The sequence below is a fragment of the Vibrio sp. Vb2960 genome, assembly GCF_033337665.1.
GTDB lineage: Bacteria > Pseudomonadota > Gammaproteobacteria > Enterobacterales > Vibrionaceae > Vibrio > Vibrio alginolyticus.
This window is the reverse complement of the sequence record NZ_JAWORD010000034.1, coordinates 25,963-38,300: the sequence shown is the minus strand read 5'-3', so window position 1 is coordinate 38,300 and position 12,338 is coordinate 25,963. Positions and strand designations below refer to the sequence as shown.

The window sequence follows — 12,338 nt, the reverse complement described above, 5'->3', positions numbered from 1 at the left end:
TGATAGGTCTATATTGTTAAAGAGCTTGCTTTGCGAGAAGTTTTTCTCTCAAAGCGGAGGTGCATTCTAGCGATTTAATTGACAGTGTCAAACACTTTTTCAATTTTATTTTTCGTAGAAGCTTTCACCTCTCCGACCCTGCTGAAGCCTTATCGCGTCTGCCGTGTCGGTGGATGCGCATTATAGGGAACTCAGATCCGTTCGCAACCCTTTTTTGAAAAAAAATGGAAAAAACTGACTGTTCGATGACTATTTCATCAAAAAAGCACAAAAGAGGGTAAAAAACCCTCTTTTTCTGTATCAAAAGCCGTATTTAAATGAATGCGTACGCGTCTGCGAACATACGTTCGCTCTTCGCTTTCTTGTTCTGAGTGAACTGTTCACGTGCTGCGCCAGCCATTTCAAAACGACCTGCAATATAGATATCGTAGTTTTCTAAGCTTTCGAAATCTTCGGCTACTGCTTGTAGCACGTTACCAACTTTACCTTGCCAGTCTGCAGGTGCTTCTTCTACTACTGGCACAAAGTGAACGTTAGCAAACTTATCGGCGATCTCGACCAGTTCGTCTTTAGCATAAAGCTGGCAGTTATCGCGCGCCCCCCAATATAAATAGATAGGATTGGTTTTATTCTGCGCTACGCAGTGATCCAGAATCGAGCGAACGTAACTGAAGCCTGTACCACCAGCAATTAATAATAATGGGCGTTCGCTTTCTTCTTGAACCCAAGCATCGCCATGTGGCGCATCAATTTCAATCTGACCATCAGTTTCAAGCGCCGCTTGCATTGCTTCGACAACTTCTTGTGCATAAGCGTTGTGTTCCGCCGCACCGATGTGCAGTTCAAGTTCACCTTCATGACGACAAGGGCTGCTTGCGATAGAGAAAGGACGTTTGTCTTTTTCACCCATCACCACCATTAGGTACTGACCCGCTTTAAAAGGCACTGGTGATTCTGGATGAAGAAGGATTTGGTAAGTATTACAAGCTAACGGCTGAATAGACTTTACTTTACATTGGATGGTCATGGTGTTCCTCTCGCTTACTCGTCAAAAGTAAGCACTAAATTACTTTCTGTATAGGCTTGGCAAGGGAATATCCAACCTTGCTGTTGCTCTTTTTCGGTTAGCATCGGTTCGAGGTGATAGCTCACCTCGCCCGTTAGCTTTTTACACATGCACATGGCGCAAGCGCCAACTTGGCAACGGTGTGGGAAGCGAATATTTTTGTTGAGCGCAGCTTCTAACACCGTCTCCCCTTCTTTTACTTGGAATGTAACGTCCATTGGTAGAAGGTGGACTTGATGACTCATAGAATACCTAACTGGTCCCAAATCTCATCGACTTTAGCCACAAGTTTAGGATCTTTTTTGATAGGCGTACCCCACTCGCGCGTGACTTCAGATTCGAACTTGTTGGTCGCATCCAGTCCTAATTTGGATGAACTCTCAGTCTTACCAAGCACTTGAATCGTGTCTCTATCTGGGTCCATTCGAGTTGTCACCGCCCAAATGATGTCATTCCAATCTCGTGCATTAACGTCATCGTCGCACAAAATGATGAATTTGTTATCCGTGTACTGAGCAAAGAAGCCCCATAGATGTTCCATCAATTCTTGGGATTGACCAGCTTGGTCTTTCTTCATAGTCACGACAGCAAATTGGTTGTTTGCTGTAACTGGAAGATAGACGTCAACAATCTCAGGGCGTTGCTGTTTCAACTCATTTAGTTCTGCTTCGGTAATCGCTTTGCTGTCTCGCTCAGTGACCTCGGTTCGCGTCGCCAGCTCGGCATCCCATTTAATGGTCGCATCCAAGCCCATTTTAGAGCCAAGCCCAACCACTGGTGAAGCAAAGTCGAGCGAGTCGATTGGCGTGTTATCTATCATCAAGGTATCACGTACAGGATCCATATGCTCTGACATGGCTTTCACGACATCATTCCAATCTCGTGCGTTTACCGATTCATCGCACACAATAACAAACTTGGTATACATGAATTGACGTAAGAAAGACCACACGCCCATCATTACGCGCTTGGCATGTCCTGGGTACTGCTTCTTCATGGTGACGACGGCCATTCGGTACGAACAACCTTCTGGCGGAAGATAGAAGTCTTCAATCTCTGGGAATTGCTTTTGCAGAATAGGCACAAACACTTCGTTTAATGCCACACCCAATACAGCTGGTTCATCTGGCGGACGACCTGTGTAGGTGCTGTGATAAATAGGGTCTTTACGCATAGTAATGTGCGTAATAGTAAATACGTGGTGCTTTTCTTTTTCGTTATAGTAGCCAGTATGGTCACCGTAAGGACCTTCATCAGCAAACTCGCTCGGGTCGATATAACCTTCCATCACGATTTCCGCGCTCGCTGGCACTTCCAAATCGTTGCTGACTGACTTCACGACTTCCGTTTTGCTTCCACGTAGCAAACCTGCAAATGCGTATTCCGATAGCGTATCTGGCACTGGTGTTACTGCACCAAGAATGGTTGCTGGGTCTGCACCGAACGCGACCGAAACTGGGAAAGGTTTACCTGGGTTGGTTTCCATCCAATCGCGCAGATCAAGCGCACCACCACGATGGGCTAACCAACGCATGATGATTTTGTTCTTGGCAATTTTCTGCTGACGGTAAATGCCTAGGTTCTGACGTTTCTTATTTGGACCTTTGGTTACGGTTAAGCCCCAAGTAAGCAGCGGCGCTACATCTTCTGCCCAGCAGCTCATTACCGGAATTTTATCCAAGTCGACTTCATCACCTTGCCAAACAATGTCTTGGCATGGTGCTTTACGTAAACGCTTAGCCGGCATGTTCAATACTTGTTTGAACACAGGCAGTTTTTCTAAAGCGTCTTTGAAGCCTTTTGGTGGCTCAGGTTCTTTTAAATAAGCCAGCAGCTTACCGACTTCTCTTAATTCTTTAACGTCTTCACGTCCCATGCCAATTGCGACACGCTCTGGTGTACCAAACAGGTTAGTCAAAACAGGTACGTCGTAGCCGATTGGGTTCTCAAACAACAGCGCAGGTCCACCAGCACGCAAGGTGCGGTCGCTGATTTCTGTCATTTCATAAGCGGGATCGACAGGGTGAGTGATGCGTTTAAGTCGACCTTTCTGTTCTAGGTGGTCGATAAATTCGCGTAAATCCTTAAAACTCATAGGCCTTCATGCTGGCTGATTAAACTGTCCGCAGTATAACAAATAGGAGGACGCTAAGATCCTCCTATTTTGTGTGGGTATGTGAGCAAGATTACTTTAATACTTGTTCAATCTGCCGAGTCTTTATCTGATGGTTCGAAGATACTAACTCTTCCAACCAGGTTTGATGCCCTTGTTGAGCAAGCTCTCGAGCAACCATGGTTGCTTCTTCTGATAACGCCATTTTTCTAACTAGAAACTGCTTTACTTGCGGAGATAGAGGGTTAGATTTTGTAAGTAGACTAATAGCTTCTGGCTTGAGTGATGGGTTAACTGTGGCATTCATCAATTGCTGAATGGAAAAAACGTCTCCAACCGCAGCTAAACGCTCAAGTTCGGACTGGCTGTTGTAATCGGCTTTCATCCGCCAGAGTAAGTTGTACACTTCCTCATCCTGACTAACTTGTGCCAACCTGACTATCACGGCCGTCGAGGGTAACCAACTGGTCACATTTGCTTTGGTTAACTGGGCCGTTAATGCAGCAAGCGCGTTGGGTGATAAACTGTCTAACTCTCGAATCAAAAGCGCTTCACGCGCTTGAGCTTGTTGAGATGGCCCTGTAAGCCATTGCTTTAAGTTAAGCTCTCTTCGTTCAGCTTGTAAGACAAAGTCCAAGGTACTTTGGTCTTGTTTCCAACGCTTAATCAAGCGACTCGCAATAACGGGAAAGTTAAAAGCGGGTACACTAAATTCATACCCATCACCTCGCTCTAACACTTGATAAGTCGGGGTCATACGGATCTGGGACTCAACAAACAGAGCCATTCGAGGCGTGAGAATCACATCTTGCTTTTCAAGCTTTTCCAATAATTGAAAGCGCACCACCTCTTGTTGAGGCAAAGCAAGTCGATCAAGGGCAAATTTAAGCGAGTCGACTTCATCTCTGACAGCGTAATCAAGCAGTTCAGAGACTTTAGCCTGTATTTGAGTATCCTGAAGCCACTGTTCTACTACAGACTCATGCATTTCCTTGGCAGATAATGTCGCAGGTAGAGTGATAAGTGACAAGCTCAGGAGTAATGACGACAACATTCCTTGTTGCATGTTAACCTCCCGATAACATTTCCTTCATTCTGATACTTCTATCGGGAGAAAGCAATAAAAAAGCCACCGATATACGGTGGCTTTTCGCAGAATAACTAATCTGAGACTATTGACGACGCATCGCATCGAAGAACTCATCGTTGGTCTTCGTCATCGCTAGCTTATCGATTAGGAACTCCATTGCGTCGATTTCGCCCATTGGGTGAACGATCTTACGCAGAATCCACATCTTCTGTAGTTCGTCAGTCTTCGTCAGTAGCTCTTCACGACGTGTACCTGAGCGGTTAAAGTCAATCGCAGGGAATACACGCTTCTCAGCAATCTTACGGTTCAAGTGCAGTTCCATGTTACCTGTACCCTTGAACTCTTCGTAGATAACTTCATCCATTTTAGAACCAGTATCTACTAGTGCCGTTGCGATGATAGTTAGGCTGCCGCCTTCTTCTACGTTACGTGCAGCACCGAAGAAACGCTTAGGACGATGTAATGCGTTTGCATCCACACCACCTGTTAGTACTTTACCTGATGAAGGCACTACGGTGTTGTAAGCACGAGCTAGACGAGTGATAGAGTCAAGCAAGATAACCACGTCTTTCTTATGTTCAACAAGACGTTTTGCTTTCTCGATCACCATTTCCGCTACTTGTACGTGACGAGATGCTGGCTCATCGAAAGTCGACGCAACCACTTCACCTTTAACTAGGCGCTGCATCTCAGTTACTTCTTCTGGACGTTCGTCGATAAGAAGAACCATCAACTCACACTCTGGGTGGTTGTACGCGATGCTTTGCGCGATGTTTTGCAGAAGCATTGTTTTACCCGCTTTAGGCGGAGCAACAATCAGACCACGTTGACCTTTACCGATTGGCGATGCCAAGTCTAAAACACGTGCTGTAATGTCTTCTGTTGAACCGTTACCACGCTCCATCACCATGCGCTCATTCGCATGTAGAGGGGTAAGGTTTTCAAATAGGATCTTGTTACGGGCGTTGTCTGGTTTATCGTCGTTAACGGTATTGACTTTTAGAAGGGCAAAGTAACGTTCACCGTCTTTTGGTGGACGAATTTTACCAGCGATAGAGTCACCAGTACGTAGGTTAAAGCGACGAATCTGACTTGGTGATACGTAGATATCGTCCGGACCCGCAAGGTATGAACTATCTGCACTGCGTAGGAAACCAAAGCCGTCTTGCAGAATTTCCAGAACCCCATCGCCAAAGATGTCTTCGCCGCCTTTCGCGTGCGCTTTTAAAATCGCGAAGATGATGTCTTGTTTTCTTAAGCGAGCTAGGTTCTCTAATCCTAAGCTTTCGCCCAGTTTTACAAGGTCAGACACAGGTCTGTTCTTCAGTTCGGTAAGGTTCATGGTGGTGGATTCTTGTTTAGTCAAAATAAGATCTGTTTTCTAGTTAAGATGGATTTGGTCTCAGGATCGACCAAGAAGAGAAATTTGTTCAATTAACGCGCGATAAGTTAGCACTAATTAGTATTCTAGTCCAGAGTTAGAAAAACAAAACCGTGCATTGTAACTTTGCACGGTTTTATCTGTAATCACTTGGTGATTATAAGTTTGCGTCTAGGAACTCTTTTAGTTGAGTTTTAGACAGAGCACCTACTTTCGTTGCCGCTACGTTACCATCTTTAAATAGTAATAGCGTTGGAATGCCGCGAATACCAAACTTAGGTGGTGTACCTGCGTTATGGTCGATGTTTAGTTTACCGATAGTGAGTTTGCCTTCGTACTCGTCTGCGATTTCGTCCAAAATAGGAGCGATCATTTTACAAGGACCACACCATTCTGCCCAAAAATCCACTAGAACCGGGCCTGCAGCGTTGATTACATCGTTTTCAAAACCGTCATCAGTTAGCTGCAAAATCTTATCACTCATCTTCCACTCCAATGTGTTTTTCGAAACTGGTTGGATGATAACCAGTAATTAGATGCCCTATTGGAATGTATTTACTTTCGTATTGCAAGCTTTAGCTGATATTCTATAGCCATGAAAAAGACGCATATCACAGAGCAAAAGTTCGCCGATTTGGGCTTAAAGCCCCAAGTTATTGAAGGATTGGACAAAAAAGGGTTCGAATTTTGTACCCCTATCCAAGCCTTGGCGTTGCCGGTCCTGCTCACCGGCCAAGACATCGCAGGCCAGGCCCAAACGGGTACTGGTAAAACGCTCGCGTTTCTTACTGCTACGTTCAACCACCTTCTGACGACTCCGGAACATGAAGGTCGTAAGCCTACACAGCCACGCGCAATTATTATGGCGCCTACACGTGAGCTCGCTATTCAGATTTACAATGATGCAGAATCATTAACTGAAAGCACAGGTCTAAAAACCGCTCTAGCTTACGGTGGTGAAAGCTACGACAAGCAACTTGCGAAACTGCAAGACGGCGTAGATATTCTGATCGGAACAACAGGCCGTATCATCGATTTCTACAAACAGCGCGTATTTAACCTCAACAACATTCAAGCTGTTGTTCTGGACGAAGCCGACCGCATGTTCGATCTTGGCTTTATTAAAGACATTCGCTTCTTGTTCCGTCGTATGCCTGAGCCAAAAGAGCGTTTGAACATGCTGTTCTCAGCAACGCTGTCTTACCGCGTTCAAGAACTGGCATTCGAACACATGAATACTCCTGAGCATGTCGTTGTCGAACCAGAACAAAAAACTGGCCACCGTATCCAGGAAGAGCTTTTCTATCCTTCGAATGAAGACAAAATGGCGCTGCTTCAAACACTAATTGAAGAAGAGTGGCCAGATCGCGCTATCATTTTTGCCAATACCAAGCATAAGTGTGAATCGGTTTGGGGACATTTGGCTGCCGATGGACACCGTGTAGGCCTTCTTACTGGCGATGTACCGCAGAAGAAGCGTGAGAAGATTCTTGAGCAATTCACCAAAGGTGATGTCGACATCTTAGTTGCAACTGACGTTGCAGCGCGTGGCCTGCATATTCCTCAGGTAACGCACGTTTTCAACTACGACCTTCCTGACGACTGTGAAGATTATGTTCACCGTATTGGCCGTACTGGTCGCGCTGGTGCGAGCGGTCATTCGATCAGTTTTGCTTGTGAAGAGTACGCGGTTAACCTACCAGCAATCGAAGAATACATTGAGCATACAATCCCAGTTTCAGAGTACGATTCGTCGGCACTGATTCAAGATCTACCGGCTCCGATTCGTATGCGTGCACCACGCAACCAACAGCGCCGCACGAATACTGGCGGTACCCGCTCTGGTTCTGGTAACCGTAAGCCGCAGGGACGTCGTCCACGCCAACCGCGTCAATCGGCACCAAAACAATCGTAATAGGAAACTGAGTTCGTTTTATGAGTCAAGCAGGATCATCACCGCTATATGCCGCCATCGACCTCGGGTCGAACAGTTTTCACATGCTCGTTGTGCGTCACATCGATGGCAGCGTTCAAACAATGGCTAAAATTAAGCGCAAAGTTCGTCTAGCAGCGGGCTTAGATGAACATAATTCTCTTAGTATGGAAGCTATGCAGCGAGGATGGGACTGCTTAAGTCTATTTGCGGAACGCTTGCAGGACATTCCTAAACAAAACATTCGCATCGTCGGTACTGCAACATTACGTACCGCGACCAATGTAGATGTGTTTTTAGAAAAGGCTAACCAAATTCTAGGCCAGCCTATCGAAGTGATTACTGGTGAAGAAGAAGCAGCCACTATCTATAAAGGTGTCGCTCACACCTCTGGCGGTAGTGGTCGTCGCCTTGTAGTCGATATCGGTGGAGCAAGTACCGAACTGATTATCGGTGAAGGTTTCGAAGCCAAAGCACTGACCAGCTTAAAAATGGGCTGCGTGACTTGGCTTGAAAACTTCTTTAAAGATCGTCAATTGAATGCTCGTAACTTTGACGCGGCAATTGAAGGGGCGAAACAGACCATCCAGCCGATTTTAGAACGTTATACAGAAATTGGTTGGGATGTGTGTGTTGGTGCATCAGGCACTGTTCAGGCATTGCAAGAGATAATGCTGGCGCAAGGCATGGACGAAGTAATCACTCACTCCAAACTCAAACGTCTACAGAAGCAAGCCATGTTGGCCGACCATTTAGAAGAACTCGATATTGAAGGCTTAACACTTGAGCGTGCATTAGTGTTCCCTAGTGGCCTCTCTATTTTGATTGCCGTTTTTGAATTGCTTGAAATCGATGCTATGACACTCGCTGGCGGCGCACTACGCGAAGGCTTAGTGTATGAGATGGTTGAAGAGCTTCGTCAAGAAGACATTCGTGCCCGCACTATCGCTAGCGTACAAAATCGCTATCAGCTCGATCACCAATACGGCGAACAAGTCGCTACTCTGGCACACACGCTTTTACAGCAAGCTGGAGGCGATGAGTGGATTACAGAGCCTCAGGGCAAGATATTACTCGAGACCGCCGCAAAACTGCATGAAATTGGCTTAACTATCGATTTCAAAAAAGGCGGAGAGCATAGTGCTTACTTGCTACAGAATTTGGATCTGCCTGGTTACACGCGCGCGCAGAAGTTCTTTATTGGTGAAGTGGCTCGTCGCTATCGCGAACAGCTCACTTCTTTACCTGAGCAGCATGCATTATCAGGCTCAAGTGCCAAACGAGTATTAAGACTGTTGCGTCTTGCGGTTCTACTCAGCCATCGTCGCAATCCTGATCTAGAGCCAAATGTGACTCTAACGGTTGAAGGCGACAATCTAACGTTACACATTGATGCGCAATGGCTAGAGAAAAACCCACTGACTGCGGCTGAGCTGGAAATTGAATCCAACCGTCAGACAGACATCGGCTGGCCATTAAATATCGTAGCAAAATAAGCGAATATCACTGCCTTACAATACTAAAGCCCAGGCGTTCGCTTGGGCTTTTCTGCTTCTACTTCCCCTACAAAACGTGCTGCCCAGCAAAAATCTCAGCTTCTCCGCTCTACATCGAAAAACAGCCATGCTTTATTGATAAACACAATTTAGCCAACCAAGATGCACCATCATGAAAACCGTTTTAATGACTGGCTTAACTGGTACCCTCGCCCCAAAAGTCGCTCATCAGTTTCACCTACGCGGCTGGAACATATTGGAGTGGAATCACCACCAAATCTCACCAGATGATCCAGAGCAAAGTGAACAATTTTGGCAGCAACACCACATCAATGCGGTGTGCCATATGGCGATGGGAAGTGAAGAGTGGGCAGCGTGGCTTGGTGAGCAATGCAAACGCCACAATATTCCTTACCTCTTTGTCAGCACAGCAATGGTATTTGATGCCACAAAAAACGGGCCTTATGGCATCTTTGAAGAAAGAAACACCCAAGATGATTACGGCAAATACAAAGTTCGTTGTGAAGATGCAATCTGGCAAGCAAATCCAGATGCGATGGTTGCTCGAATTGGTTGGCAGCTCCATCACCAAGCAGAAGGCAATAACATGTTGGCGCATCTCGACCGCCAATATGAAGAGAACGGCGTTATTACCGCTAGCACGGCTTGGTATCCTGCGACTTCTCATATGGACGATACTGCACTCGCCTTTTTGCAGCTTATTGAGCGGAACGAAGCCGGTTTATATCACCTTGATAGCAACTTAAAAGATAAGTGGAATTTCTACGAACTCGTTTGTGCACTCAAACAGCATTACAACAAACCATGGCAAGTGCTGCCAAGCAATGACTATCACCATGACCAACGTCTAACCGATGAACGAATTGCCTTGCCGCCATTGAGTGAACGTTTCAACAAGCCAGAGCAAATCCAGCAAGCCGGCATCATAGGAATCAACTGGGGACGCACGCACATTCCCCACTATCGAAACAATGGTGTATCGGTCACAACGTTATGCGCCAACCAAATAGAACCGCTTCAGCAAGCGTGCAGTGAAGAAGCAATCCCAAAGGCAGAAACGAACATCAGCGCACTCAAACTACTTGATGTCGTGACCATCGCGACACCTGCGCATACTCATGCAGAGATCATAAAGACGTTAGGTTCAACCAAGCTTATCTGTGAAAAGCCATTGGTGGGATTGAATTCCGACATCACTCACTGGCAGCAACCGAACTCCAACCTATTGGTTAATTACGCCTTTGCTCAGCTAGAGACCGCCAAGACGATAGAGAAATGGCTCACCTCGCAAACCCAACCTTGTGTGGTCAATCTAATCACCCAAGTTAACCTACCGGGCACCTTCACACTCAAAGAGTGGTTTCTTGAAACAGCCAGTCACCCTATTTCTTGGTTGCTGCACTGCTTCGGAGACTACTCTCAGTCAACACTGATTGAGGAAAACGGCCAACTGATCGTTGAGCTGCAATGTGGCGACCACCAGCTAAGATTTGTATTTGAATTAACCGGTGAGCCGGGCATCGAGCACATTTTAACGATTCAATCCAACCAGACCTTAACCAGTAAAGGCTACTACCGTGTCGGCGAAAAATGGCGTTTCGAGCCCATTCTCGTTAATGGCAACGCGATAAATGATGGAGAGTACAGCGAATCTGATTGCTGGCAGGACGCCAATCAACGCAGTGTCGGTTTGATGCTGGCGATGTTCAATCAAAGCATCAGTTGGGAGAACGGCCTGCAACTTGGCGCCTTCGATGCGCAAAAAGCCATTTTGATTGAGAAGATGCTCCGTTAGCCATTTCACCAACTAGCTTCCTCTACGTTCCGTAACTTCGATAAAAAGGTCTCACTCGGGACCTTTTTTATTGCTCATTTTTACCTTCGTACAGCTTAGGGAGCTTTTGGACACCCATGATCTAATTGCTCCCCACGCTGTACAAAACCCTCTAAATCCCAGTAAGCAGGTACAAAAAAGCCGCTTGATTTAAGCAAGCGGCTTTCGGGGTTCCCACTGATATTAAGACTGAACGCTTGTCGTCACCTTAAAGTCAGGGTTCACCGCAGTCAGCTTCTTAATTAGGTAATTCAGTAATACGCCGTACATCGGAACGAACAAACCAAGACTGATAACCAGTTTGAAGCCGTAATCCACCAGCGCGATTTCCGTCCAATGCTCCGCCATAAATGGATCTGGGCTTTGGTAGAACGCAATGGCGAAGAAAGCGATGGTATCAAGTGCATTACCGAAAAGCGTTGAACACGTTGGTGCCACCCACCATTGCTTCATTTGACGTAAGCGGTTGAACACGTGTACATCCATGATCTGACCAAGTAGGTACGCCATGAAACTAGCAATCGCGATACGAGCAACGAACAAGTTAAATTCCCCTAGGTGACCAAAACCTTGGAATTGACCTTCGAAGAACACCACCGATAAGAAGTAAGACACTGCCAAAGCAGGCAACATCACTAAGAAGATGATCTTACGTGCCAACTGAGCACCGAAAATACGCACAGTTAAGTCAGTCGCTAAGAAGATAAATGGGAAAGTGAATGCACCCCAAGTGGTATGGAAACCGAAGATAGTAAACGGTAGCTGAACTAGGTAATTGCTAGATGCAATAATGACTAGGTGGAATAGAACCAGATAGATAAGGGCGTTGCGCTGCTGCGCAGGGGTAAAGTTACTCATGCGATACCTTTTTAGTTTGGTTTGGGGGTGAGGGAACCCAAATCGAGTCACTGAATAAAGTGGCTCTTACCAACAGTGTAAAATGAAACATAAACTGGCTTGGCTCATTCTGAGCGAAGCGGTGGGCGATTATACATTAACCACTTTTCGCCGCAAGTCGTCTGTTTTACGCAAACGTTTAAGCATAAAAAAGGGTGTTTCATGTGAAACACCCTTTCAAGAAAAATTCTATTTTTAGAAGCCGCGTTGGAACAATCCTGCAAGATAATCCAACTCTTCCCTGCTCTCTTCAATCGCTAACGCTTCAAACCAAATCGCTTCGCTGTAATGCTCTGCTTTCATAAACAGTCGGCAACCTTCAAAGTCGATCAGCCAAGAGTGAATGTCTGCATCCCATTGTTTTTCCACCACAGTAGCAGAAAGCAAGCCGACTAAACGCTCACCTAAAGCAGGAAAGCTATCAAGGTCAAAGCTCGGCGCGGTAATGATTAAGCGCCCTTCTTGTGGCATGTAGTCCGCTAAGCCAAATTCCTTTTGCATCTTGGT

At 46.1% G+C, this 12,338-nt stretch carries 11 protein-coding genes; 3 read left to right on the top strand and 8 right to left on the bottom strand.

Annotation, left to right across the window (positions count from 1 at the left end):
• Positions 1–313 precede the first annotated feature (313 nt).
• From fre to trxA, 6 genes are all read right to left on the bottom strand, one after another.
• Positions 314–1,027, bottom strand: coding sequence for an NAD(P)H-flavin reductase (gene fre, locus R7O03_RS21555; protein WP_005382872.1), 714 nt, complete (start codon positions 1,025–1,027; stop codon positions 314–316).
• Positions 1,028–1,041: 14 nt separating this feature from the next.
• The gene (locus R7O03_RS21550; protein ID WP_318132011.1) at positions 1,042–1,311 is read right to left on the bottom strand and encodes a 2Fe-2S iron-sulfur cluster-binding protein; all 270 of its coding nucleotides are present in this window, start codon (positions 1,309–1,311) and stop codon (positions 1,042–1,044) included.
• Positions 1,308–3,161 carry a 4-hydroxy-3-polyprenylbenzoate decarboxylase gene (ubiD, locus tag R7O03_RS21545; protein WP_167415540.1) on the bottom strand — a complete coding sequence of 618 codons (1,854 nt, stop codon included), beginning with the start codon at positions 3,159–3,161 and terminating at the stop codon, positions 1,308–1,310. Before ubiD ends, R7O03_RS21550 begins: the two co-directional genes overlap by 4 nt.
• Positions 3,162–3,252: 91 nt before the next feature.
• Positions 3,253–4,245: a hypothetical protein gene (locus tag R7O03_RS21540; RefSeq protein WP_017821790.1), complete on the bottom strand. Its 993-nt coding sequence runs from the start codon at positions 4,243–4,245 to the stop codon at positions 3,253–3,255.
• A 106-nt stretch (positions 4,246–4,351) separates the two neighbouring features.
• Entirely contained in the window at positions 4,352–5,611 is a 1,260-nt protein-coding gene (gene rho / locus R7O03_RS21535; protein WP_005378757.1) for a transcription termination factor Rho, read from the bottom strand.
• A gap of 196 nt (positions 5,612–5,807) precedes the next feature.
• The gene (gene trxA, locus R7O03_RS21530; protein ID WP_004745500.1) at positions 5,808–6,134 is read right to left on the bottom strand and encodes a thioredoxin TrxA; all 327 of its coding nucleotides are present in this window, start codon (positions 6,132–6,134) and stop codon (positions 5,808–5,810) included.
• Positions 6,135–6,245: 111 nt separating this feature from the next.
• On the opposite strand from trxA, the gene rhlB reads away from it, so the two are divergent.
• The 3 genes from rhlB (at position 6,246) to R7O03_RS21515 (ending at position 10,895) form a co-directional block, all read left to right on the top strand.
• Positions 6,246–7,565 (top strand): ATP-dependent RNA helicase RhlB, encoded by a 1,320-nt coding sequence (gene rhlB / locus R7O03_RS21525; RefSeq protein WP_005378764.1) that lies wholly within the window; start codon positions 6,246–6,248, stop codon positions 7,563–7,565.
• Positions 7,566–7,585: 20 nt separating this feature from the next.
• Positions 7,586–9,079 carry a guanosine-5'-triphosphate,3'-diphosphate diphosphatase gene (gppA, locus tag R7O03_RS21520; RefSeq protein WP_005382885.1) on the top strand — a complete coding sequence of 498 codons (1,494 nt, stop codon included), beginning with the start codon at positions 7,586–7,588 and terminating at the stop codon, positions 9,077–9,079.
• A gap of 172 nt (positions 9,080–9,251) precedes the next feature.
• Positions 9,252–10,895, top strand: a complete 1,644-nt coding sequence (locus R7O03_RS21515) for a sugar nucleotide-binding protein (protein ID WP_213901899.1) — start codon at positions 9,252–9,254, stop codon at positions 10,893–10,895.
• Between the two features lie 222 nt (positions 10,896–11,117).
• Here R7O03_RS21515 and R7O03_RS21510 read toward each other — a convergent pair whose 3' ends face one another.
• Both R7O03_RS21510 and R7O03_RS21505 read right to left on the bottom strand, forming a co-directional pair.
• Complete coding sequence (locus R7O03_RS21510) at positions 11,118–11,792, bottom strand: 7-cyano-7-deazaguanine/7-aminomethyl-7-deazaguanine transporter (protein ID WP_053350785.1); 675 nt, start codon at positions 11,790–11,792, stop codon at positions 11,118–11,120.
• Between the two features lie 234 nt (positions 11,793–12,026).
• Positions 12,027–12,332, bottom strand: a complete 306-nt coding sequence (locus tag R7O03_RS21505; protein ID WP_213894429.1) for a DUF3630 family protein — start codon at positions 12,330–12,332, stop codon at positions 12,027–12,029.
• Positions 12,333–12,338 lie beyond the last annotated feature (6 nt).